General features: G+C 63.5%; 23 protein-coding genes. 10 read left to right on the forward strand and 13 right to left on the reverse strand.

Annotated elements, in window-relative coordinates:
- Positions 1 to 8 precede the first annotated feature (8 nt).
- From lpxA to lpxB, 3 genes are read left to right on the forward strand one after another with little or no spacing between them, the layout of a single operon-like run.
- Positions 9 to 842, forward strand: a complete 834-nt coding sequence (lpxA, locus tag EB233_RS19060) for an acyl-ACP--UDP-N-acetylglucosamine O-acyltransferase (protein ID WP_064988630.1) — start codon at positions 9 to 11, stop codon at positions 840 to 842.
- Positions 829 to 1,728, forward strand: a complete 900-nt coding sequence (locus EB233_RS19065; protein WP_244277607.1) for an LpxI family protein — start codon at positions 829 to 831, stop codon at positions 1,726 to 1,728. The genes lpxA and EB233_RS19065 overlap by 14 nt, the downstream gene beginning before the upstream one ends.
- Positions 1,721 to 2,893 carry a lipid-A-disaccharide synthase gene (gene lpxB, locus EB233_RS19070; protein ID WP_064988632.1) on the forward strand — a complete coding sequence of 391 codons (1,173 nt, stop codon included), beginning with the start codon at positions 1,721 to 1,723 and terminating at the stop codon, positions 2,891 to 2,893. Before EB233_RS19065 ends, lpxB begins: the two co-directional genes overlap by 8 nt.
- 32 nt (positions 2,894 to 2,925) lie before the next feature.
- Here the strand turns inward: lpxB and gltA are convergent, their stop codons facing one another.
- Together gltA and gltX are read right to left on the reverse strand one after the other, a co-directional pair.
- Complete coding sequence (gene gltA / locus EB233_RS19075) at positions 2,926 to 4,251, reverse strand: citrate synthase (protein ID WP_027051875.1); 1,326 nt, start codon at positions 4,249 to 4,251, stop codon at positions 2,926 to 2,928.
- Between the two features lie 183 nt (positions 4,252 to 4,434).
- Positions 4,435 to 5,859 carry a glutamate--tRNA ligase gene (gltX, locus tag EB233_RS19080; protein WP_064988633.1) on the reverse strand — a complete coding sequence of 475 codons (1,425 nt, stop codon included), beginning with the start codon at positions 5,857 to 5,859 and terminating at the stop codon, positions 4,435 to 4,437.
- Between the two features lie 102 nt (positions 5,860 to 5,961).
- Here gltX and EB233_RS19085 point away from each other — a divergent pair, with 102 nt between their 5' ends.
- Entirely contained in the window at positions 5,962 to 8,415 is a 2,454-nt protein-coding gene (locus EB233_RS19085) for a ComEC/Rec2 family competence protein (RefSeq protein ID WP_064988846.1), read from the forward strand.
- Here EB233_RS19085 and lexA read toward each other — a convergent pair.
- Entirely contained in the window at positions 8,409 to 9,161 is a 753-nt protein-coding gene (gene lexA, locus EB233_RS19090; protein WP_064988634.1) for a transcriptional repressor LexA, read from the reverse strand. The two genes, EB233_RS19085 and lexA, sit on opposite strands and share 7 nt — an antisense overlap.
- Before the next feature lie 29 nt (positions 9,162 to 9,190).
- On the opposite strand from lexA, the gene EB233_RS19095 reads away from it, so the two are divergent.
- Complete coding sequence (locus EB233_RS19095) at positions 9,191 to 9,388, forward strand: hypothetical protein (RefSeq protein WP_155765299.1); 198 nt, start codon at positions 9,191 to 9,193, stop codon at positions 9,386 to 9,388.
- Between the two features lie 125 nt (positions 9,389 to 9,513).
- Here EB233_RS19095 and EB233_RS19100 read toward each other — a convergent pair whose 3' ends face one another.
- Both EB233_RS19100 and EB233_RS19105 read right to left on the reverse strand, forming a co-directional pair.
- On the reverse strand, positions 9,514 to 9,657 hold the full coding sequence (locus tag EB233_RS19100) for a hypothetical protein (RefSeq protein ID WP_179948850.1): 144 nt from the start codon (positions 9,655 to 9,657) through the stop codon (positions 9,514 to 9,516).
- Between the two features lie 31 nt (positions 9,658 to 9,688).
- The gene (locus tag EB233_RS19105; protein ID WP_064988847.1) at positions 9,689 to 10,462 is read right to left on the reverse strand and encodes a GntR family transcriptional regulator; all 774 of its coding nucleotides are present in this window, start codon (positions 10,460 to 10,462) and stop codon (positions 9,689 to 9,691) included.
- Between the two features lie 153 nt (positions 10,463 to 10,615).
- Here EB233_RS19105 and EB233_RS19110 point away from each other — a divergent pair, with 153 nt between their 5' ends.
- The 4 genes from EB233_RS19110 to kynU are packed head-to-tail and all read left to right on the forward strand — an operon-like array spanning position 10,616 to position 14,633.
- Entirely contained in the window at positions 10,616 to 11,602 is a 987-nt protein-coding gene (locus EB233_RS19110) for an ABC transporter substrate-binding protein (RefSeq protein ID WP_064988848.1), read from the forward strand.
- 56 nt (positions 11,603 to 11,658) lie between these two features.
- Positions 11,659 to 12,438: an ABC transporter ATP-binding protein gene (locus EB233_RS19115; RefSeq protein WP_064988849.1), complete on the forward strand. Its 780-nt coding sequence runs from the start codon at positions 11,659 to 11,661 to the stop codon at positions 12,436 to 12,438.
- A gap of 5 nt (positions 12,439 to 12,443) precedes the next feature.
- The gene (locus EB233_RS19120) at positions 12,444 to 13,367 is read left to right on the forward strand and encodes an ABC transporter permease (RefSeq protein WP_064988635.1); all 924 of its coding nucleotides are present in this window, start codon (positions 12,444 to 12,446) and stop codon (positions 13,365 to 13,367) included.
- 18 nt (positions 13,368 to 13,385) lie between these two features.
- Entirely contained in the window at positions 13,386 to 14,633 is a 1,248-nt protein-coding gene (gene kynU / locus EB233_RS19125) for a kynureninase (RefSeq protein ID WP_064988636.1), read from the forward strand.
- Positions 14,634 to 14,701: 68 nt separating this feature from the next.
- Here the strand turns inward: kynU and kynA are convergent, their stop codons facing one another.
- The 3 genes from kynA to EB233_RS19140 form a co-directional block, all read right to left on the reverse strand.
- Positions 14,702 to 15,538 (reverse strand): tryptophan 2,3-dioxygenase, encoded by an 837-nt coding sequence (gene kynA / locus EB233_RS19130; RefSeq protein WP_081293959.1) that lies wholly within the window; start codon positions 15,536 to 15,538, stop codon positions 14,702 to 14,704.
- Positions 15,535 to 17,160, reverse strand: coding sequence for an AMP-binding protein (locus tag EB233_RS19135; RefSeq protein WP_064988637.1), 1,626 nt, complete (start codon positions 17,158 to 17,160; stop codon positions 15,535 to 15,537). Before EB233_RS19135 ends, kynA begins: the two co-directional genes overlap by 4 nt.
- Before the next feature lie 103 nt (positions 17,161 to 17,263).
- Positions 17,264 to 17,434: a hypothetical protein gene (locus tag EB233_RS19140; RefSeq protein ID WP_154674528.1), complete on the reverse strand. Its 171-nt coding sequence runs from the start codon at positions 17,432 to 17,434 to the stop codon at positions 17,264 to 17,266.
- A gap of 40 nt (positions 17,435 to 17,474) precedes the next feature.
- Here EB233_RS19140 and EB233_RS19145 point away from each other — a divergent pair, with 40 nt between their 5' ends.
- On the forward strand, positions 17,475 to 18,305 hold the full coding sequence (locus tag EB233_RS19145; protein WP_064988851.1) for an alpha/beta hydrolase: 831 nt from the start codon (positions 17,475 to 17,477) through the stop codon (positions 18,303 to 18,305).
- A 46-nt stretch (positions 18,306 to 18,351) separates the two neighbouring features.
- Here the strand turns inward: EB233_RS19145 and EB233_RS19150 are convergent, their stop codons facing one another.
- Genes EB233_RS19150 through EB233_RS19170 form a run of 5 tightly spaced genes read right to left on the reverse strand, consistent with a single transcriptional unit; the run spans position 18,352 to position 23,757 of the window.
- Positions 18,352 to 19,557 (reverse strand): molybdopterin molybdotransferase MoeA, encoded by a 1,206-nt coding sequence (locus EB233_RS19150; protein ID WP_064988638.1) that lies wholly within the window; start codon positions 19,555 to 19,557, stop codon positions 18,352 to 18,354.
- Positions 19,557 to 20,039 carry a cyclic pyranopterin monophosphate synthase MoaC gene (gene moaC, locus EB233_RS19155; RefSeq protein WP_064988639.1) on the reverse strand — a complete coding sequence of 161 codons (483 nt, stop codon included), beginning with the start codon at positions 20,037 to 20,039 and terminating at the stop codon, positions 19,557 to 19,559. The genes EB233_RS19150 and moaC overlap by 1 nt, the downstream gene beginning before the upstream one ends.
- A gap of 2 nt (positions 20,040 to 20,041) precedes the next feature.
- The gene (gene trpC, locus EB233_RS19160; RefSeq protein ID WP_064988640.1) at positions 20,042 to 20,854 is read right to left on the reverse strand and encodes an indole-3-glycerol phosphate synthase TrpC; all 813 of its coding nucleotides are present in this window, start codon (positions 20,852 to 20,854) and stop codon (positions 20,042 to 20,044) included.
- 3 nt (positions 20,855 to 20,857) lie between these two features.
- Positions 20,858 to 21,868: an anthranilate phosphoribosyltransferase gene (gene trpD, locus EB233_RS19165; RefSeq protein ID WP_064988641.1), complete on the reverse strand. Its 1,011-nt coding sequence runs from the start codon at positions 21,866 to 21,868 to the stop codon at positions 20,858 to 20,860.
- Positions 21,865 to 23,757 carry a peptidyl-prolyl cis-trans isomerase gene (locus EB233_RS19170; RefSeq protein ID WP_064988642.1) on the reverse strand — a complete coding sequence of 631 codons (1,893 nt, stop codon included), beginning with the start codon at positions 23,755 to 23,757 and terminating at the stop codon, positions 21,865 to 21,867. Before EB233_RS19170 ends, trpD begins: the two co-directional genes overlap by 4 nt.
- Positions 23,758 to 23,839 lie beyond the last annotated feature (82 nt).

The following is a 23,839-nucleotide window of genomic DNA, read 5'->3' on the forward strand; positions in this document are numbered from 1 at the left end:
GAGTGCCTATGAAAATCAAGACTTCAATCCATCCTTCCTCCGTCGTGGAGGAAGGCGCCCGACTCGGACAGGGCGTGCGCGTAGGCCCGTTCTGCCATGTCAGCGCCGACGCCGTGATCGGCGATGGTGTCGAACTGGTCAGCCATGTCTCCGTGATGGGCGCGACGACGATCGGGGCGTCGACCAAGGTCTACCCGATGGCGACACTGGGCGCGCCGCCGCAGAACACCAAGCACAAGGGCGGTCGCACCACGCTTGTCATCGGCGCCAACTGCACCATCCGCGAAGGCGTCACCATGCATGTCGGCACCGATACCAGCCGCGGCGAAACGACGGTGGGCGACAACGGCAATTTCCTTGCCTACGCCCACATCGCCCATGATTGCGTTGTCGGCAAGAATGCCACCTTCGCCAATGGCGCGACGCTGGGCGGACACTGCGAGATCGGCGACAATGTCTATATCGGCGGCCTCAGCGCCGTTCATCAATTCGTGCGTGTCGGCGACAACGCCTTTCTGGGCGGGTGCTCGGCTTTTGTCGGTGACGTCATTCCCTATGCCATTGCCGTCGGCAACCGTGCCTCCTTGCGCGGTTTGAACATCATCGGTCTCAAGCGCGCCGGTCTGCCGCGTTCCGAGATCTACCTGCTGCGCAAGGCTTACAGGACGATTTTCGACCGCTCCCGCACCGTCGGCGAGAACATCGAATTCGCCAAGGCCGAGTTTGCCTCTTCGCCAACAGCCATGAAGATCATCGATTTCATCTCCAGCCGCGGCAAGCGCCACTATGCGGTGCCATCGCTCAAGGCAGGCGATGGCGACGACACCGATGATGAAGACTGAGACAGCGGCCGCAGGTCTTCTTCTCCCGCCAGATGCCAAGGTCGGCATCATCGCCGGCGGCGGCAGTCTCCCGGTCGAAGTCGCACAGGGTTTGGCCGCGCATGGTTATCCGCCTTTCGTCCTCCTGATGGAGGGGGAAGCCGATCGACAGCAGGATTTGCGCCGATACGAGCACGGCAGTCTGGCCCTCGAGCAGATCGGTTCCCTGGTGCCGACTCTGAAGCGGCATGGAATCACGCATCTGGTGCTGGCTGGTGAGATCAAACGCAGGCCGCAATTGGCCAAGATTCGCCCGAGCCTTGGCTTGCTGTCGATCGTGCCGTCGGTGATCATGGCACTGGCGCGCGGCGATGACGGCCTGTTGAAGGTTGTGACGCGCGGCCTGGAAAAGCGGGGCATCAAGGTGATCGGTGCGCATGAGGTCGTTCCCGAACTCGCAGCCGGCGAAGGCACGCTGACCTCGACGGGACCACAGCAATCGGACTGGCGTGATATCGAGGCAGCGAGGCAAGCCGCCAAGGCGATCGGCGCGCTCGACATTGGCCAGGCAGCGATTGCGATCGGTGGCCGGGCGATCGCTCTCGAAGGCATAGAAGGCACCAGCGGCCTGCTCGAGAGAACGCGGGAGTTGCGCAGCCACGGCCGTATCGCCGGCAAGACCCGCGGCGTGCTGGTCAAATGCGCCAAACCCGGCCAGGAGCTGCGTGCGGATCTTCCCTCCATCGGCCCGCAGACGGTGGAGGCGGCGCATGCGGCCGGGCTTGCTGGTATCGCCGTCGAGGCGGGGCGCTCACTGATTCTCGAAGGTCCCGCAACCCTGTCACGCGCCAATGAACTGGGCCTGTTCATCGTCGGCCTGCCTGCAGCGGAGCCTGCGCATGGCTGACAAGGCGCTTAAGATCGCGATCGTCGCTGGGGAAGAATCGGGCGATCTGCTAGGCGCCGACATCGTGCGATCTCTGTGCCAGATAACGGGCCGCAAGGTTCAACTCGTCGGCCTCGGCGGCCGCCATCTCGGCGAACGGGGCCTGGTGTCGCCCTTCGATGCCGGCGAGATTGCCCTGATGGGTTTCAGTGCGGTCCTGCGCGATCTGCCGCGCCTAATCAGGCGGATCGGCCAGCTGGCCAAAACCATCGCCGACGAAAAGCCGGATTGTCTGATCACCATCGACAGCCCGGACTTTTCCTTGCGCGTCGCCAGGAAGGTGCGTGCGGCCAATCCGTCGATACCGATCATCCACTATGTCTGTCCGAGCGTCTGGGCGTGGCGGCCGGGCAGGGCGGTGGCGATGAAGCCTTATGTCGACCATATCCTCTGCATCCTGCCATTCGAGGTGAAGGAACTCGAGCGGCTGGGGGGGCCGCCCGGCACCTATGTCGGGCATCGCCTGACTCATGATGCGGGTGTGCTTGCCGCTGAGAAGGCGCAGGCATTGCCGCGCGATCTTGCCCAGGACCGCACCAAGACTTTGCTCGTCCTGCCCGGCTCGCGGCGCGGCGAAGTGCGGCGGCTGGTCGACGCGTTCGGCGAGACCGTGTCGATGTTGCGTGCGCGCGGACATCGTCTACGGCTGTTGCTACCGACGGTTCCGCACGTTGCCGATCTGGTCAGATCCTCGGTCAACCGCTGGGATGAAAAGCCTGAGATCATCGTCGACCCCCAGCGCAAATGGCAGGCGTTCGGCAAGGCCGATGCCGCGTTGATCGCGTCGGGGACCGTGTCGCTGGAATTGGCGTTGGCCGGGGTGCCGATGGTCTCGTGCTACAGGCTCGATCCCATCGCACGTGCCATTGCGCCCTATTTCGTTTCGGTCTGGTCGGCGCTGTTGCCCAATTTGATCGCGGATCGTGCCCTTATCCCGGAGTTCTACAGCGAGTACGTCAAGCCGAACAATCTGGCGCGCCAGTTGGAAGCGCTGTTCGCCGACAGCGGCATGCGCGCCTGGCAGAAGGACGGGTTTGCCGAGATCGCCAGGCGCATGGCAACGGACAAGCCGTCGGGCGAGATCGCTGCGGGCGTGGTGCTGCGTCACATGAAAAAGGCGCCCTGAGCGGCGCCTTTTCGATTTCAAGCTGCCTTCAATCAGCGCTTGGCTATCGGCACGTAGTCGCGCTCCGGCGCACCGGTGTAGAGCTGGCGCGGGCGGCCGATCTTCTGGCGCGGGTCCTCGATCATCTCTTTCCACTGCGCGATCCAGCCGACGGTGCGGGCGACCGCGAACAGCACGGTGAACATGGTGGTGGGGAAGCCCAGCGCCTTCAGTGTGATGCCGGAATAGAAGTCGACGTTCGGGTAAAGCTTCTTCTCGATGAAATAGGGGTCGGTCAGCGCGATCTTTTCCAGCTCCATCGCGATGTCGAGCAACGGATCATCCTTGATGCCGAGCTCGCCCAGAACCTCGTGCGCAGTCTTCTGCATGATTTTCGCGCGAGGATCGTAGTTCTTGTAGACGCGGTGGCCAAATCCCATCAGCCGGAACGGGTCGTTCTTGTCCTTGGCGCGGGCAATGAATTCCGGGATGTGATCGACATGGCCGATCTCGCCCAGCATGTTGAGCGCCGCCTCGTTGGCGCCGCCATGGGCCGGACCCCACAGGCAAGCGATGCCGGCGGCGATGCAGGCGAACGGGTTGGCGCCCGACGAGCCGGCGAGACGAACCGTCGAGGTCGAGGCATTCTGCTCGTGATCGGCGTGCAGGATGAAGATGCGCTCCATGGCGCGCGCCAGCACCGGGTTGATCTTGTACTCCTCGCACGGCACCGCAAAGCACATATGCAGGAAGTTTGCCGCAAAACCGAGATCGTTCTTCGGGTAAATGAAGGGTTGGCCGATATGGTATTTGTAGGCCATGGCCGCGATCGTCGGCATCTTGGCGATCAACCGCATGGAGGCGACCATGCGCTGGTACGGATCCGAGATGTCGGTGGAATCGTGATAGAAGGCCGACAGCGCGCCGACCACGCCACACATCACCGCCATCGGGTGCGCATCGCGGCGGAAGCCGGTGAAGAAGCGCGACATCTGCTCGTGCACCATTGTGTGGCGCGTCACGCGGTAATCGAAATCGTCCTTCTGCGCCTTGGTCGGCAGTTCGCCGTAGAGCAGGAGGTAGCAGACTTCGAGGAAGTCGCCGTGTTCGGCCAACTGGTCGATCGGATAGCCGCGGTGGAGAAGAATACCGGCATCGCCGTCGATGAAAGTGATTTCGGACTCGCAGCTTGCCGTCGAGGTGAAGCCGGGATCGTAGGTGAAGGCGCCGGTCGTGCTGTAGAGCGAGGCGATGTCGATGACATCAGGCCCGACGGAGCCGCTTCGCACCTTGAATTCATGGGTCTTGCCGGCGAATTGAAGCGTTGCCGTAGCCTCTGGGTTCGCGCCCACATCCAGTTTTTTCGCAGCTTCGGTCATTGCAAACTCCTTCTTGTTTCCTCATGCCGGCAAAGGCAAATTCCGCAGAGCGACACGTCGAAATCACCGCAATGCGCGTATTCGCCACCGCATTCTAGGAGGTGCGTGCCAGATTGGGCCAAGGCACAATGTTGCACTGCGAAACGCGCCTTTCAATGCCAATCTTCTTGGGCCAGGTTGCTCCTAATCGATTTGATCCGCTATGCGCGCCAGGCTTTCCTCGCGCCCGAGCACGGCAAGCACGTCGAACACGCCCGGCGAGGTGCTTTTGCCGGTCAGCGCGGCCCGCAACGGTTGGGCCACGGCTCCGAGTTTGTGCCCTCCAGCCAGTGCATAATCGCGAATCGCGGCCTCCGCCGCCGCCGCCGTCCAGTCGTCTGAAAGCGCATTCAAAGCTTCGTGAGCGCCACGCAGGACCTTGCGGGCATCGTCGTTGAGCAGGAGGGCCGCCTTTTCGTCGATCGGCAGGGGCCGCGTGGCAAACAGGAAGGCCGCGCCGTCGACAAGCTCGACCAGCGTCTTGGCGCGCTCCTTCAGGCCCGGAAGGGCCGCCAGCAGCTGTGCCTTTTTCCGATCATCAAGGCGTTCGGCCATCGCCGGGCCGCCCTCGAGATAAGGCAGAGTGGCGATGAAGATATCGAACAGCTCGGGGTCGGCCATGCGGCGCATATGCGCGCCGTTGATCGCTTCCAGCTTGGCGAAATCGAAGCGGGCCGCGCCCTTGTTGACGTCGCCGATGTCGAACCAGGAAATCATGTCCTTGATCGACATGATCTCGTCATCGCCGTGGCTCCAGCCCAGGCGCGCCAGATAGTTGAGCAGCGCTTCCGGCAGGTAGCCCATGGCGCGATAAGCCTCGACGCCCAGCGCGCCGTGACGCTTCGAAAGCTTGGCCCCGTCGGCGCCGTGGATCAGCGGGATATGCGACATCGATGGCACGTCCCAGCCCATGGCATTGTAGATCACCGACTGGCGGGCGGCATTGGTCAGGTGGTCGTCGCCACGAATGATGTGCGTCACACCCATGTCGTGGTCGTCGACGACGACGGCATGCATGTAGGTCGGATTGCCGTCCGAACGCAGGATGATGAAGTCGTCGAGATCCTTGTTGGGGAAGCGCACCTCGCCTTGGACGCGGTCGTGGACGATCGTCTCGCCCGCGGTCGGCGCCTTGATGCGGATGGCGCCCTTGACGCCGGGCGGTGCCTCGGATGGATCGCGATCGCGCCACTGGCCGTTGTAGCGCGGCGGCAGGCCTTTGGCCCGCGCTGCCTCGCGCATTGCCTCCAACTCGGCAGGCGTTTCGTAGCTGTAATAGGCCTTGCCCAGACGCACGAGTTCCTCGGCCACCTCGCGGTGGCGCGGAGCGCGCTCGAACTGAGAAACCGCGTCGCCGTCCCATGACAGGCCGAGCCAGGTCAGGCCGTCGAGGATGGCAGCGGTCGCGGCATCGGTCGAACGCTCGCGGTCGGTGTCCTCGATGCGCAGCAGCATCGTGCCGCTCGTGTGTTTTGCGTAGAGCCAGTTGAACAGCGCCGTGCGCGCGCCGCCGATGTGCAGATAGCCGGTGGGCGAGGGGGCAAAACGGGTGACGACCTTGTCGGACATGGAACTCTCGCAAACCATCTGAAGCGGGGTGCGGCTGCGCGGACTTTCGCGCGCCCGGCGTTCATGTAGCATAGGGCGTCAGGGGTGCAAGGGGCAGACCCGATGGCTGGACGAGGCCGAGGCTTGGATCAGGGCGAGGACGCCAGCGTTGGCGTCAGCGAGCGGTCGCTGTTTGCGATGCCTTTGGCAACCCCCCTGCCATCGCCTCTCGTGCCCGCGCCCGGCAGCCGGCCGTCGCAGGCGGATAACCCGGCGCCGCTTCAGTCCCCTGCCTCGGGCAGGATCGTGCGTGTGCGGCGGCAACTTGGCCAGGTTTCCTTGCCTCGCCTGCGCCATGGCGTGGCCAAGGCGGCCGAGCTCGAGCTTGACCGTGGCATCGCCTTCCTGCTGGTGCCGGTCTGTCTGGCCACTGGAGTGATCGGCTATTATTCGCTTGACGCGGAGCCTGATTTTGCAAGGCCTGTCGCGGTCGTCGTGCTGATGGCGGTCTGTGCCTTGGTCTCGCGTTCCTGGCCGAAAACCCATCTGGGCTTCATGGCGGCATTGCTATGCGCGCTTGGCCTGCTTGCCGCCAAGGTCGAGACACGGCGGGCGGGTACCCAGATGCTGGGTTCCGAAATCTCGACGCAAGTGACCGGCCGCGTCGTCTCGCTCGACCGGATGGAGACCGGCCGCATCCGACTGACCATAGACGTGACGTCGACCGACCGGCCGAAACTGCGCTATGCGCCGGAAAGGGTCCGGCTTTCGGCGCGCGATATCCCGGTGGAAATGACCGCTGGTTCCTTGGTCACAGGCTACGCCAAACTATTGCCGCCGACCGGTCCGGTGCGGCCGGACAGCTACGATTTCTCCTTCGACAGCTATTTCGCCGGCATAGGCGGCAGCGGCTTCTTTCTCGGCAATCCAAAGCTGGTCGCGGCCGCCGATGGCGAGATGCCCCTCACGGCACGCCTTTTCTCTGGAATAGAAAATGCGCGCGAAGCCATTGCCGATCATATCCGAGCCACCGTCGGCGGTGCCGAAGGCGAGATCGCGGCGGCGCTGATCGTCGGCGTGCGCGCCGGCATTCCCGATGAAATCAACGAAGCGATGCGGCGTACCGGCATCTATCACATCATCTCCATTTCGGGACTGCATATGGCGCTCGTCGCCGGCACCATCATGGGCCTGCTGCGCGGCGCCTTTGCGCTGTTCCCGGTCTTCTCCGCGCGTCGGCCGGTGAAGAAATACGCGGCCGCCGCGGCCCTCTTATCGATCGCCGCCTATCTGGTGATTTCCGGCGTCGTCGTTGCCGCCGAACGGAGTTTCATCATGCTGGCCGTGATGCTGACGGCCGTCCTCTTCGATCGCGCCGCGCTGACAATGCGCAATCTGGCGATCTCGGCGATTGCCGTCATCGTGGTGTCGCCGCACGAAGTGGTCGGCCCGAGCTTCCAGATGTCGTTCGCCGCAACGGCAGCCCTGGTCGGGGCCTATGCCGGCTGGGCTGATCACCATGCGGGAAAGACCAGACCGCCCCCGCCAAAGCGATCCTTGCCTGGATTTCTGACACGAAAGTTCCTGCTGGCGACAGGCGGATTGGCGATGACCTCGATCATTGCCGGCTGCGCCACGGCGCTGTTTGCCATCTGGCATTTCCAGCGTGTGTCGCCGCTCAGCCTGTTCGCCAACCTGGCTGTCATGCCAATTGTGTCAGTGGTGATGTTCCTGGCCGTTGCCAGTGCGTTGCTGATGCCGTTCGGATTGGATGCGCCATCCCTTTACCTGATGGGCAAGGGCCTGACGGCGATGATCGCGATATCGGCTTGGATATCGGAACGCTCGCCGGTCGATGCGGTCGGGCTGATCTCGCAGCAATCCGTACTGCTGGTGACAGTCGCCCTCGTTATCGCAACGATGGCGACAACCTGGCTGCGGCTTGCCGCAGTTCCATTCGCGCTTGCCGGCCTGCTGACGGTGTCGGATACGCGTACGCCCGATGTGTTGATCTCCGAAGATGCGCGGCTGGTCGCGTTGCCGATTGGCGGGGGCGAACTCGCGGTCAACCGGGCTCGTCCGAACGAGTTCACCGTCGACAACTGGAAACGCGCGCTGGCAGCCGAAACCATCGTCGTGCCGGAGATGTTCAACGAGGCAGACGGGCGATTCGACATTGCCGATGCCGTCAATCTGCCCCCAGGAGCGCCATTCTATTGCACGGACGGCGTCTGTCTCGCCCGGCATCCGTCCGGCGCGATCATCGCGCATGTCGAGGACCGCAAGGATACGTGGAAGGCTTGCGGTTTCGCCGATTTGATCGTCGTCAATGACGCGACCGGCTACGACGCCTGCCACAATCCGCTGGTTCTCGTCGTCACCAAACGGCAACTCGCCCGCAAGGGTAGCGCCGCCGTCTTCTTCGACCGCCAATCGGCGACCAGTCCGCCAATCGTCAGCTTCGCGGTGGACGGGCCGTATCGGCCTTGGCACGAGCAGCGAAAATATTCACGCGAGGCGAGGGGGCTGCCGCCCTATCAAAAACCCGGAAAGCCGGCCGCCGTCCCTGCTCAGTAGCGCCGGATCAGCCCGACGAGCTTGCCCTGCACCTTGACCCTGTCCGGCCCGAAGATGCGCGTCTCGTAGGCGGGGTTGGCGGCTTCAAGGGCAATCGAGGCGCCCTTGCGGCGGAACCGCTTCAGGGTCGCTTCCTCCTCGTCGACCAGCGCCACGACGATCTCGCCCGGGCTAGCCGTGTCGGCGTTGCGGATAATGACCGTATCACCATCGAAGATCCCGGCCTCGATCATCGAGTCGCCCTTGACCTCCAGCGCGTAATGCACGCCGCCCATGATCATGTCCGGCGGCACCGAGATCGAATGTGTCTGATGCTGGATCGCATCGATCGGCACACCGGCGGCGATACGGCCCATCACCGGGATCGACACGGCGGGAACCGCGTCGTCGTCATTGCCGGCCGCAGGCAAGCGCGACGGCGCCGGCTTGATCTGGCGGCCGAGGCCGCCTTGACCAACACCGCCTTGACCAAGACTGCCCTGGATGACGCTCGGCGAGAACTTCTTTGCCGCGTTGAGGCCCGGCGCGATCGAATCCGGCAACCGCAGCACTTCCAGCGCGCGTGCCCGGTTGGGCAGCCGGCGGATGAAACCACGTTCCTCCAGTGCCGTGATCAGGCGATGGATGCCCGATTTGGAGGCGAGATCGAGCGCTTCCTTCATCTCGTCGAAGGAGGGCGGGATGCCGCTTTCCTTGAGCCGTTCATGAATGAACATCAGCAGTTCGTGTTGCTTGCGCGTCAGCATGGCGCCCCCCAAGGCATTGGACAAAGGGTATGAACCAGAATCGAAAAACAAACCCAGAACAAACCCTATCTGTTCCAGTTGTGTTCCGCAACTGTTTAAAGTTTAGTGAATTTGTTAAGGCGTCGGAAATTATCTGCCCCGGCGGAGGGCGGCTATCGGCTGATCCTGCCGCCGGCACCTTCATTGAAATTGTTATGGTTAATGGCCTGTGGCCTAGCGCATGGTGACGCTTGGCATCAGCTTCTCAAAGGCGCCTGCGAGGTGGATTTGTATGGTTTGTCGATCCATTCCCGGCGGAACGAAACGAAATCAAAACGCCAACGATCACCGTTTGTCGGGCGCGGCTGGCGGTTCAGGCCTCCGGCGCCGTTCCGGCCAGGACCTGCGCATAGGCGCGGGCATCGATGTTGCCACAGGAGATAACGCAGACGACGTTGCCGGTTGCCTTCTCGCTGCGCGGAACAGCGGCTAACAGGCAACCGGCACCTTCTGCCACGATCCTTGCCTTCGACGCGGACGCGCTGAAATCATCCGGAAACGGCTTTCAGGCTGCCGGCGCGCGCCGTGTAGGTGTTGGCGCCGTTGTCTTCGCTGTGGACATAGACGTGCAGCGTGTAGCCGATATGCGCCGTCATCAGCGCCTTTGCCCGCTCGACATCGCGATCGAGCGCCGCCTCCATGATGGCGGTGTGATGCTCGATGGCGATCGCCTCGCGAAGTGCGTCCATTGCCTCGCCGTAGCCGTCCTTGAGGCCGGCCGCCGCTCGCAATGTCGGCGCCAGGCCGAGAAAACGATGATGCCGCCGCAGCTGGTCGGCGATCGTCGAGCGGAATCGCAACAGCCAGTTGGACGTCGCCGCACTTAGCAGCGCCGCATGGAATGCCTCGTGGCTCTCGTCCCACTTGTCGACTGCCGCATCGGAAGGGTCGTCGACCGCGGTCTTGCAGCGCGAGAGCCGGTAGTGAGCGGTGACAACCGCGTCCTCCCATTCGCTGCCGCCGTTCGCGATCGATTCGATGAACAGCGGCATTTCGACAACCATCCTCGCGCGCGCCAAATCCTCGAGCTCGGCTCGCGACACGGGAGCGACGGCAAAGCCGCGATTGCTGATGGCGGTGACGAGGCGCTCGGCTTCAAGCCGGGACAATGCTTCGCGCAACGGCGTCCAGCCGACGCCGTATATGCTGCGCAACGCACTCAGCTTGAGCGGCGCCCCCGGCATGAGGCGGGTGGCCAGGATATCGCGACGCAGCAGCTGATAGGCGGCTTCCGTCTTCGTGGAATTGTTCTGATCCTGCATCACGATCCGTCCATCATCGGGCTTGCGAAAATTATATATCATGGGGACGTATGGCAAGAATTATATATAATGTTTGACACGCGGCGAGCGACTGACCATGATCGCGGCAGTAGCCGCCCGATGAGCGGCGCTGATCAAATCTGGGAGGAAATGATGTTGAAGTCGAAATCCGCTTGGCTGTCGGGACTGGCGCTGGCAAGCGCATTGATGGTCGGAATCGGCAGCGCCGCGGCCGATCAGATCCGTGTCGGCATCGCCAATTTCGGCGAGCATCCGCAATTGAACGCCGCCATAGCCGGCTTCAAGAAGGCATTGACGGACAATGGTTTCGTCGAGGGCAAGGACGTCGTCTACACGGAAAGCCACACCAATTTCGACGCATCGCTGGTGCCGCAGATGATCGCCAAGCTGCAGGCGGAGCAGCCCAAGCTGATCTACACCATTACCACGCCAGTCTCGCAGATCGCCAAGAAGGCGCTTGCCGGCTCCGGCATTCCGATCGTCTTTGCCGCTGTCACCGATCCGGTGGCGGCGAAGCTGGTACCATCGTGGGACGCCGGAGACGAAGGCATGACCGGCGCCAGCGATCTGCAGGACGTCGCCGCTGTCATGGCCTTCACCAAGAAGCTGCTGCCGAACGCCAAACGCTTCGGCGTGCCGTACAATCCAGGCGAGGCCAATGACGTTGCCTTGGTCGAGAAGATCAAGGCGGCCGCACCGGCGGCCGGCTTCGAAGTCGTGGAAGTCGGCATCGACAACGTCAATGATATCCAGCAGCGCATCGCTTCGCTCGCCGGCAAGGCCGACGTGATCTACGGCCCGGCTTCGAACCTTATCCAGCCGGCGATCGCCGCTGTCTCAGCTGCCGCTCGCCAGGCCGGTATCCCGGTCGTAAACTCCGATGACAGCGCTGTCCGCAACGGCACCGTACCGGCAAGCTTCGCGGTCAATTACACGCAGGTCGGCATCAATGCCGGCAACATCGCCGCCGAGATCCTCAAAGGCAAGGATCCCAAGGCGATCGCGCCCTCGCGCCCGGCCTACAAGGATCACATGGCAACGATTTCCCGCAAGACGATGGCCGCGTTCGGCATCGAGATACCGGCCTCGATGGCCGATTGCGGCTGCATCGTCGACTGACATCGGGCTGCCGAGGTGACGGCGTGGGCGCTGTCACCTCAGGCCAGGGAGGAACGATGCTCGAGATCCGATCCGCGCGCAAAGTGTTCTACAAGGGCCAGGCCGACGAGAAAGTCGCGCTGGACGGTCTCAGCCTGTCGTTGGCCACAGGCGAGTTCGGCATCGTCATCGGCTCCAACGGCGCGGGAAAGAGCAGCATGCTCAACGCCATCTCCGGAGCTCTTGTGCTGGATTCCGGCAAGATCCTGATCAATGGCGCCGATGTGACGGCCATGCCGGTACACAAGCGCGCGACAAGATTGGCGCGCGTCTTCCAGGATCCGATGCGCGGCACCGCCGCCAGCATGACCGTGGCGGAGAACATGCTGCTCGCCGATCTGCGCAGCCAAAAACGCACATTGCGGCAAGGGCTGAACGCCACGAGGCTTGCGTCATACAGGGAGCGGTTGTCGATATTGGGCCTCGGCCTTGAAAATCGCCTCGATACGCGCGTCGACCTGCTCTCGGGCGGCCAGCGGCAGTCGCTGTCGCTGATCATGGCGGTCGGCGGATCGCCCGACCTGCTGCTGCTCGACGAGCATACCGCGGCCCTCGACCCACGCACCGCCGAGATCGTCATGCAGGCGACGGTGCGTGCCGTCAACGCGCTGAAGCTGACCACCCTGATGGTGACCCACAACATGCAGCACGCCGTCGACTATGGTAGCCGGGTGATCATGCTTGACGCAGGCCGGGTCCTTCTGGAGGTCACCGGCGAAGAGAAGGCGAGGGTCACGGTTCTCGATCTGATCGGGCATTTCTCCGTCAAGACCGACCGCATGTTGCTGGCGAGCTGATCATCATGGGTTTTGTCCAGGACGTTCTCACCAGCTTCGTGGCGATCATACCGGTCACGCTGGCGCAAAGCCTGATCCTGGCCTTTGTCGTGCTCGGCATCATGATCCCGTTTCGCATGCTGAATTTTCCCGATCTCACCAGCGAAGGCGCCTTTCCGCTGGGCGGCTGCGTCTGCGGCGTGCTGCTGGCTGCCGGCGCATCGCCGCTCGTCGCCATCATGGTCGCATTCGCCGTGGGCTTCGCGGCGGGTTGTTGCACCGCCTTCATCCATCTGCGCTTCCGCATCCACACGCTGCTTGCGGGTATCCTGATGATGACGATGCTCTACAGCATCAACCTTCGGATCATGGGCAAGTCCAATCTCTCCGTCTTCGGCTCGCCAGCCGTGTTCGACTGGGTGCCGTTCACGCGGCCAGGTTTTCCGGCCAGCAAGATCGTCGTCGCCGGCCTCCTCGCGCTCGTCGTCTTCCTGGCGCTTTACATGTTCTTCAGGACCGAGAAGGGCACGGCCGTGCGCGCCGTCGGCGCCAATCCCGATATGGCCGAGGCGCAAGGCATCAATGTTTGGGCGGCGACCATCGGCGGTGTCGGGCTGGCGAGCGCGTTTTCGGCTTCGAGCGGCGCCCTGATGGTGCAGTCGCAGGGCTTTGCCGACGTCAATATGGGACTTGGCATCCTCATCAACGGCCTTGCGGCGCTGATGATCGGCGAGGCGGTCGTCGGCAAACAGACGGTCTGGCGGCAATTGCTGGCGCCCTTTGCCGGCGCGATCATCTACTACCAGTTGGTGTCGTTCTGCCTCGCCGCCGGCATGCCGCCTCCCGACCTGAAACTTGCCACGGGCCTGTTCGTGCTCGCCATGCTTGCCCTGCCCAGCCTCAAGCGCAGCCGGGGATCGGCACCGGCGCGCGAAGCCATCCGTGAATAAGTGAGGACGTCACAAACCATGCGTGCAACGCTCGATCTCGCAGCAGTCGAAGCCATGGATGCGGCGGATCCGCTGCGCGCCATGCGCGACCGGTTCATCCTGCCGGAAGGCGTGATCTATCTCGACGGCAATTCGCTGGGCGCCGCGGCGCCCGCCGTCTTCAACGAGCTGCAGAAGGCGGCGGCACAGGAATGGGCGCAGGACCTCATCCGCGCCTGGAACACCGCCGGCTGGTTCGATATGCCGGTGGCGCTTGGCGATCAGTTGGGACGGCTCATCGGCGCGGCGGCGGGCCAGACGGTGGTCTGCGATACGACCTCGATCAACATCTACAAGGTGCTGCATGCCGCCCTTGGGATGCGGCCGGACCGCTCGGTCATCGTCGCCGAGGGCGATAGTTTTCCGACCGATCTTTATATGGCCGAAGGTGTGGCCTCGACGCGGCCGGCCACGGTGCTGCGGCTCGAAGGCGTCGATGCTACGACCATTGAAGAGCTGATCGACGAGCGCGTCGCCGTCATCCTGGTCAACCACGTCAACTACAAATCCGGGCAGTTGCGCGACATGGCCGCGCTGACACGCAAGGCTCACCAGGCCGGCGCGCTGATCGTCTGGGATCTCTGCCACACGGCCGGTGCCTTGCCAGTCGAATTGGACAGCGCCAATGCGGATTTCGCCATCGGTTGCACCTACAAATATCTCAATGGCGGTCCGGGCGCGCCAGCCTTCATCTATGCTGCAACGCGCCATCACGGTGATGTCCATCAGCCGCTGAGCGGCTGGTGGGGCCATGCGCGGCCGTTTGCCTTCGAACAGGGGTTTGCGGCCGGCAGCGGCATTCGCCGGTTCCTGTGTGGCACGCAGCCGGTGTTGTCGATGCGGGCGCTGAAAGGGGCGCTGGATATCTGGGACGATGTCGACATGGCGGCGGTGCGCAAGAAGAGCATCGCACTGACCGACCTGTTCATCGAGCTCGTCGAAGCCAGATGCGGCGCCTATGGCCTCGAACTTGAAAGCCCGCGCGACGGCAACGCGCGCGGCAGCCAGGTGTCGTTCCTTCACCCACATGGCTACCAGGTGATGCGGGCCTTGATCGAGCGCGGCGTGATCGGCGATTTCCGTGCCCCTTCGACCATCCGCTTTGGCTTCACGCCGCTCTATGTCGGCTATCACGATGTCTGGCAGGCGGTCGAGGTGCTGGAGGACATATTGCGCACCGGCGCCTGGCAGGACGCACGCTTCGCGGTCAAGACGGCAGTTACTTGAGCAGTCAGCGAAATCCCTGGAAAAGTGCGAAGCGGTTTTCCCGCAGGGCAATTGCGCCAAAGAGAGAGTCAGAGCCGGGTGCGGACAGTCCAAAGTTCGGGAAAAAGAACGACCTCGAGCATCTTCTTCAGATAGGAAGCTCCTGATGTGCCGCCGGTCCCGCGTTTCAGCCCGATGATGCGCTCGACCGTGGTGACATGATTGAAACGCCAGCGGCGGAAATAGTCCTCGAAATCGACCAGTTTCTCGGCCAGTTCGTACAACATCCAGTAGCGCTGCGGATCGCGGTAGACGGTTTGCCAGGCGACCAGGACCTGTTCATTCTCGGTCCGCGTTTCGCGCCAGTCGGTTCGCCTGGCATCGGCGCCGATGTCGAACCCGTTGCGCGCCAAAAGCAGCAGTGCTTCGTCGTAGAGCGACGGTTCGGCCAAGATCGCCTCCAGCTTGCCGCTCAAGTCCGGCCGATGCTTGTGGGGTCCGAGCATGGCCAGGTTGCGGTTGCCCGCCATGAACTCGATGGCGCGGTACTGCCATGACTGGAAACCGGAGGATTGGCCGAGTGCGTCACGGAATTCGGTGTATTCGCTCGGCGTCATCGTGCGCAGCACGTCCCAGGCATTGTTCAACTGCTCGAAAATGCGGGCGACGCGCGATAGCATCTTGAAGCTCGGCTCCAGCCGGTCGGCGCGGATGGAGCGTATGGCGGCGCCGATCTCATGCAGTGCGAGCTTCATCCACAGTTCCGAAGTCTGGTGCTGGATGATGAACAGCATCTCGTCATGCGCCGACGACAGCGGCGTCTGTGCCTCCAGCACTTTCTCCAGATGCAGATAGTCGCTGTAGGACATGCGCTCCTTGAACGACATCTGCGCGCCTTCGGACGCCGGATCGTAGGGCTCGCTCAATTGATTTTCTCCGTGCGCAGCCGGAAGCGCTGGATCTTGCCGGTCTGGGTCTTGGGCAGGGCGGCTATGAATTTGACCGAGCGCGGATATTTGTAGGGCGCGATCGTTGCCTTGACATGGTCCTGCAGGCGCTTGACGGTCAAACCGTCGGGCGCCACGCCTTGCGTCAGCACGACATGCGCCTCGACGATCTCGCCACGTTCGGCATCCCTGGCGCCGATGACCGCGCATTCGGCGACATCTGGATGCGACAGGAGTGCTGCCTCGACCTCTGGCCCGGCAATGTTGTAGCCGGCACTGACGATCATGTCGTCGGAACGCGCCGCGAAATGGAAGAAGCCGTCCTCGTCCTGGGTGAAAGTGTCGCCGGTGAGGTTCCAGCCGTCGCGCACATAGTCCTTTTGCCTGTCATCGGCCATATAACGGCAGCCGGTCGGTCCGCGTACCGCCAGCCGCCCGGTCTCGCCGCGCGGCACCTCACGCATCTCATCATCGACGATGCGCGCCTCATAGCCGCCGACCGGCTTGCCGGTCGACGCCGGCTTCCGGTCGTCAAAACGGTTGGAGATGAAGATGTGCAGCATTTCGGTGGCGCCGATGCCGTCGAGAATCGGCTTGCCGGTCTTTTGCGTCCACTCCTCGAAGACCGGGGCCGGCAATGTCTCGCCGGCCGAAACGGCAACGCGCAGCGACGACAGGTCGGCGCCTTCATCCATGGCTTTCAGCATGGCGCGATAGGCGGTCGGCGCGGTGAAGGAGATGGTCGCTTTGTACGTCTCGATGATATGGATCATGTTGGGCGGCGTCGCCTGTTCAAGCAGCGTCGCCGCCGCCCCGAAGCGCAGCGGAAAGATGGCGAGGCCGCCAAGGCCGAAGGTGAAGGCGAGCGGCGGCGAACCGACGAATATGTCGTCCGGCGTCACCTGCAGGATTTCGCGGGCATACCCATCGGCGATGATCAAGAGGTCGCGGTGGAAATGCATGGTCGCCTTCGGCACACCAGTCGTGCCCGAGGTGAAACCGAGCAGCGCGACATCGTCGCGGCCGGTATCGACGGCGGCGAAGGTGACCGGCTTGTCGAGGGCGGCGCGGTCGAGTTCGGCATCATGGTTGGCTGTGCCGTCGAAGCCGATGACCTGCTTAAGGAATGCACTGTCCTTGGCGCAGGCGGTCATCTCGTCCATCAGCCTGGTGTCGCAGAGGGCAATGGTGATCTCCGCCTTGTCGACGATCTTGGCAAGCTCCCCGGCGCGCAGCATCGGCATAGTGTTGACGACCACGGCGCCGACCTTGGTGGCCGCCAACCAGCAGGCGACCATCGCGGGATTGTTGGCGGAGCGGATCAGCACCCGGTTGCCCGGTTTGACGCCGTAATTCTCGACCAGCGCATGAGCCAGCCTGTTCGTCCAGTCGGACAGTTCCTTATAGGTGCGGCGGCGGCCATTGCCGATCAGCGCGGTGTGATCGCCGAGACCCTTCTCGACCAGCCTGTCGGTCAACTCGACGCCGGCGTTGAGGCGTTCGGGATAATCGAAGCCGTCAAGCAGTATATCAGGCCACTGATCCGGGGGCGGCAGATGATCGCGCGTGAACGTGTCGATATGCGCTGAAGGCCCAAGCATGTCGCCGCCATCCCATTTGCTGCCTTGGCCAATGTGCGAAGCACATGTCCGCGGTAGTGGATCTGAAGTTCCCGTCTTTTCGCGAGAGGCTTCGTGCAGCCAGCTAGACCTGTTGGGAGATGCCACCGGAAGCGGTGAACATCCGCAGGCTTGGACAGCACAGCAGACCTCCCATTGTCGGCTGTTCGTCAGGCAGGATCGCACCAGTCGAAATTTGTTTCAAGCCTAAAATGTTTTTGCCCGAGGCATTGACGCATGGCATGGTGGCGGCCATTGCTAGCGCCGAAACGATGACACTGCGGGGGAGGGTACCGATGCCTGGACATCGCATTGCCGATTGGGACAACGCCTACGCCAACGGCGCCAATATTGCGGGCGGCAACCGCTGGCCGGCGGCCTGGGCGGAACCGGCACAATTGTTTCGTGACGCATTGTCGGCTGAAGGGCGTGCCCGCATCAACATCGCCTATGGCGAGCGCCCGCGCAATCGGTTCGATCTCTTCTTTCCAAAGGCCGCGCCCAAGGGGCTCGTCGTGTTCATCCATGGCGGTTACTGGCTTGAGTCCGACAAGAGCGACTGGTCGCACCTTGCCAAGGGCGCGGTCGAGAACGGTTATGCCGTGGCGATGCCGTCTTACACGCAGTGCCCGGACATACGCATCGCCGGAATCGTCCGTGAAATCGGCGCGGCGATCAGCAAGGCGGCGGCGATGGTCGGCGGACCGCTGATGCTGACCGGACATTCGGCCGGCGGACATCTCGCCAGCCGCATGGTGACCATATCGACGCCTTTGGCGGCCGATGTGGCAAAGCGCGTACGCCATGTCGTTTCGATTTCGGGTCTGCATGATTTGCGCCCGCTCATGTTCACCGGACACAATGCGGCGCTGGCGATCGATGAAGCCGAAGCCCTGGCGGAAAGCCCGGCTTTGCTGCGGCCCATGGATGGTGTTCGCATCACCTGCTGGGTCGGCGGCGGGGAGCGTTCGGAGTTCCTGCGCCAGAACGCGCTGCTGGCCAACATCTGGACCGGCCTTGGCGCCACGACCAGCTGCGTGGTCGAGCCCGACCGGCATCATTTCGACATCGTCGATGGCCTTGCCGATCCGGCCCATCCGCTGACGCGGACCTTGATCTCGGAGTAGTCGGTCGTTTTTCTATTCCGTTATCAGCAGCTTAGGTGGCGATTCTTCAGCGAAGCATCAGCACGCTGCAGGAGTCTCCAACGCCGGATGCAGGTGCAAACGGCGCGCGCACCACCAGCCCGTTGGCGTCCGCCAGCATTCTCAGCATCGAAGAGTCCTGAATGCCGAACGGGGTCGCCACCAGCCCGCCATCGTCTTCCTTGACCACCGCCCGCACGTAATCCTGGCGCAGATCGTTGGCCGGCATTGCGGCGCCCAGCCGAGCCTGACGTATGTCCTGACGATGATTTCGGCCACCGAGCCGCGCCAGCAGGGGCTTCAGGAACAATTGCGAGCAGACCAGGCTTGCCACCGGATTGCCGGGCAGGCCGATGCACCTGATGGCGCCGAGCCGGCCGAACATCAGCGGCTTTCCGGGGCGCATGGCGATCTTCCAGAAGCCGAGCGTCATGCCTTCGCCGGTCAGCACGTCATGGATCAGGTCATGGTCGCCGACCGAGGCGCCGCCAAGCGTGACAATGACATCCGCGCCGGCCGCAACCGCCTTCTTCACCAGGGCTGCGATGGCCTCCTGCCGGTCGGCGGCAATGCCAAGGTCGAGGGCACGGGCGCCAACCGATTGCGCGGTGGCGGCGACGCCATAGGCGTTGGACGAGATGATCTGGTCCGGCCCCAGCTCACTGCCGGGCGGCAACAACTCGTCGCCGGTGGCGATGATGGCGACGAGCGGCCGTTTGACCACGGTCACCTGAGCATGATTGGCGGATGCCGCCAGCGACAATGCCGCGGGATCCAGCAGGCGGCCTTTTTCCAGCAAGACGTCGCCCTTGGAAAAGTCGAGGCCGACGCGGCGGATGTTGCGCCACTCGGCTGTGGGCTCGATCACCTCGATCGTGCCGTCACCGACATCCCGGACGTTTTCCTGGATGACGATGGTGTCGGCGCCTTGCGGCAGCGGCGCGCCGGTAAAGATGCGCACGGCCTGGCGCTCGCCGACCGTACCGTCGAAGCCGCGCCCGGCCGGCGCCATGCCGATCACCGAGAGTTTCGACGGCACCGAAGCGACATCGGCGGCGCGAACCGCGTAGCCATCCATGGCCGAAGCGTTGAAAGGCGGCTGTGTGCGCAGTGCCACGACAGGCTCGGCCAGCACACGATCGACCGCCTCGAAGAGAGAGACGCTTTCGCCGGCCAGGGGTGCGGCTCCATCCAACAGGCGTTCGAGCGCCTCCGCGACCGGAACCAGCGCCATCAGGCGCCAGCCTTGTAGTCGCCGGACTTGCCGCCGGTCTTTTCCACCAGGCGGACACCGGAAATGACCATGGCGCGGTCGACCGCCTTGGCCATGTCGTAAATGGTCAGGCAGGCCACGGATGCCGCGGTCAGCGCTTCCATCTCGACGCCTGTCTTGCCGGTGACACGCGCCAGCGCGGTGACTTTCAGGCCCGGCAGCGCATGGTCGGGCTCGATGTCGACGGAAACCTTGGTGAGGAGGAGCGGATGGCAGAGCGGGATCAGCTCATGCGTCTTCTTCGCCGCCATGATGCCGGCGATGCGCGCGGTGCCGAGCACGTCGCCCTTCCTGGCGTTGCCGGCGAGGATGGTGTTCAGCGTTTCGGGTTGCATCGAAACGAAACCCTCGGCGATCGCGGTTCGTGTCGTCTCTTCCTTGTCGCCGACATCGACCATGTTGGCCTCGCCCTGCGCGCCGAGATGGGTGAGGGCTGATGTCATCGTCAGAGAGCCTTGGCCGATACCTTGCCCGTCAAGAGCAGGCGCGTCGCCGCGGCGACATCCGCTTGCCGCATCAGGCTCTCGCCGACCAGGAATGTGCCGATGCCGGTCTTGCGCATCCTCAGGCAATCGTCGTGGGTGAAAATGCCGCTCTCGCTGACCAGCAGGTGGCCGCCCGGCACCATCGGCGCCAGCCGCTCGGAGGTTTCGAGGCTGGTTTCGAAGGTCCGGAGATTACGGTTGTTTATGCCGATCAGCCGCGACGACAATTTCAGCGCGCGCTCGGTCTCGGCCTCGTCATGCACCTCGATCAGCGCGTCCATGCCGAGCTCGAATGCGGTTGCTTCCAATTCGCTCGCCAAGGCATCGTCGACGCTGGCCATGATGATCAGGATGGCATCGGCGCCCCAGGCGCGCGCCTCATGGACCTGATAGGGATCGAACAGGAAATCCTTGCGCAGCGCGGGCAGGGCGACGGCCGCCCTTGCTTTGGTGAGAAATTCCGGCGCGCCCTGGAAGGACGGTGCATCGGTCAACACCGAAAGACACGCGGCGCCACCCTCTTCATAGGCCCGCGCCAGTACCGGCGGATCGAAATCGGCACGGATCAGCCCCTTGGAGGGGCTCGCCTTCTTGATTTCGGCGATCAGGGCGAAGCCGCCCGACCTGTGTTTCGCCTCGAGCGCGGCGAGAAAGCCGCGTGGCGCGTCGGCATCTTTCGCGCGCGCCTTGATCTCAGCCAGCGGCACGCGTGCCTTGGCCGCCGCGATCTCGTCGCGCTTGTAGGCCTCGATCTTGCGCAGAATGTCAGACACGGTTCACCCGTTCGAGATTTCGACCAGACGATCGAGCACCTGCAGCGACCGGCCGCTGTCGATGGCTTGCGCGGCGAGCTCGATGCCGTCGCCAAGCGTCGTTGCCTTGCCCGCGATCACCAGCCCGGCGCCGGCATTCATCAGCACGGTGTCGCGATAGGCACCGGCCGCGCCGCCCAGCATATCGCGCAATGCCTTGGCGTTGTAGGCAGCGTCGCCACCGCGCAGCTCGTCCTTGGTGTGGCGCTTCAATCCAACCTCTTCCGGAGTCAGCGTGAAGCTGCGGATCTCACCGCCGATCAGTTCCGCCACCTGCGTCTCGCCGGTGGTGGTGATTTCGTCATAGCCGTCGCCGTGAACAACCCAGGCATGCTCGGTGCCCAGTGCCTTCAATGTCTCTGCCACCGGCACGATCCATTCCGGCAGGAACACGCCGACCATCTGCCTGGTGACGCCAGCCGGATTGGAGAGGGGGCCAAGCAGGTTGAAGATGGTGCGGGTGCCGAGTTCGACGCGGGTCGGGCCGACATGTTTCATCGCCGGATGGTGCGCGGGCGCGAACATGAAGCCGACGCCGGCTTCATGGATGCAGCGGCCAATAGTCTCCGGCGCAATGTCTATCTTGACCCCAAGCGCGATCAGCACATCAGCCGCGCCGGTCAGCGAGGAGAGGCCGCGATTGCCGTGCTTGGCGACCGGCACCCCGGCGGCGGCGATGACGAATGCCGAACCGGTCGAAATGTTGACACTGTGGGAGTTGTCCCCGCCCGTGCCGACGATATCTATGGCACCGGCTGGCGCCTCGACACGCAGCATCTTGGCTCGCATCGTGGCGACGGCGCCCGAAATCTCGCTCACCGTCTCGCCGCGCACGCGTAGCGCCATCAGGAAGCCGCCGATCTGCCCGGGGGTCGCGTCGCCAGACATGATGATGTCGAAGGCCTCGCGCGCTTCCTCGAAGGAAAGCGGGGTGCCGGCCGCGACCTTGGCGATATGGGTTTTCAACGCGCTCATCTTGTCGAGGCTTGGGCTACGGCGGCCTGGTCGATGCGGACGTCGTATTGCGTCTGCAACTGCGCCACCAACTGGTCGAGCAGATCGTCCGACATGCCGGAGGTGAAGGACTTCTGTGCGTCCTCCGGCACCGAACTGGCATCGGCCCCGGCAGGCTCGAACACTTCGGCGACCTTGAACAGGATCTGTCCGTCGCCGGTGGGCGAGGGGATCAAGCCGGTGCCGCCTTCGCCGACGCCGAACATCACGGCAGCACCTTCCTTGCCGAAATCGGCGTCGTCGGCTTCGCGCTTCAGGCCGCGCTTGGTCTGTTTTTCCAACTTGAGCTCGCCGGCGATGACGTCGAGCGTGGTGCCGGCCTTGAGCCGCTTTTCAAGGTCTCCCGCCTTGGCGGCAAGGCGCTTGGTGGTCTCCGCCGCCGTCCAGTCGGCAACAACCTTCTGGCGAACCTCGTCGAGCGTCCGGTCGCGGGCCGGCGTTATCGAAGCAACCTCATAGAAGACGAAGCCGTTGTCGGCCGTGGTCAGCGCTTCGTTTTCGGTGTTGGGTTCCGCGTCAAAAACCGCCTTGATCAACTGCGGCGATTCCGGCAGGTCCTTGACGATGGAGCCGTCCGGCCTGAGGCCACTGCGGTCGACGGCGTCGATGGTGATGTCCTTCAGCTTCAGCTTGGCGGCCGTGTCGGCCAGCGAACTTCCGGAAGCACGGGTGTCTTCGTAACTGTCATGCACATCCAAGAGGATGCGGCTTGCCTCGCCAAGAGCCAGATCCTTGCGAATCTGGCCGGACACTTCGGCGAGCGGCTTCACCACTTCGGGCTTGATCTCGGTGACGCGGAGCAACACCGGACCGAAGGCACCCTGAACGACCTGGCTGACTTCATTGGCGCTCAGCGCGAAGGCAGCATCGGCAACCGCCTTGTCGGCGATCTTGTCCTTGGCGAGGGTGCCAAGCAGCGTGTCGGCCGGGGTCTTGCCTTCGGCGGTCACCAGCTTTTCGAAAGTGGCGCCGGCCTTGAGCGAATCGAGCGCCGCCTTGGCCGCATCCGGGGTCTTGAACACAAGTTGCTCGATCGTGCGCATTTCGGGCGTGGTGTAGCGCGCCTTGTTCTTGTTGTAGTCGTCGCTGACCTGTTGGTCGGTGACGGCGGTCGGATCCGCGATGTCCACCGGCTCGAGGCGCACATAAGAGAATTTGCGGTATTCGGGTGCCGCGTAGGTTTTCTTGTTGGCCTCGAAATAGGCCTGAAGCACGCTGTCGCTCGGCGCCTCGATCGGTTCGACGAGCGTCTTCGGCAACGTCAGATAGTCGACGGTGCGGTCTTCGCCACGGTAGAGCGCCACCGCCTTGAAGAATGTATCCGGGGCCTTGAGGCCGTCCGAAACCGCCTCGACGATCTGCTGGCGCACCGCGACCTGAGCCTTGTTCTTCAAATAGTCCTCGGGCCGCATGCCGAGATCGCGAAGCCGTCCCTCGAAGACCCTGCGGTCGAACTGGCCGTCCGGCCCCCGGAAGGCGGGTTCCTCCCGCGTCAGTTCCGCCAGCTTGTCCTTGGAGAACCCCAGCCCCAGTTTGCGCGCCTGTTCGTCGAGAACGGCGCCGGAAACGAGTTGCGACAGCACGGTGTTGTCGATGCCGAGCGCCTTCGCCTGTTCATGGGTAAGACGCTGGCCGAACTGCTGCGACATGACGGCGAGCTGGCGATCATAGGCGAGGCGGTATTCGTTGATCGATACTTTGGTGCCGCCCGCCGTTATCACCGAATCATGGCCGGCAAAGCCGCCCATCAGCCGTCCGGAGATGCCCCAGGCGGCAAAACTGACCACCAGCAGCGAAAGCAATGTCTTCGCGACCCAGGTACCCGCCGCGCTTCTCAATACACCAAGCATCGTTACTTCCGATTTATGCGCATTTTCGCATGCGCCGAGTTTGAAACAAGCGCAATAGCGCCCTTCCGGTCCACTGTCGATT

Origin of the sequence: Mesorhizobium erdmanii (genome assembly GCF_013170725.1) — a bacterium.
Classification (GTDB): Bacteria; Pseudomonadota; Alphaproteobacteria; order Rhizobiales; family Rhizobiaceae; genus Mesorhizobium; species Mesorhizobium erdmanii.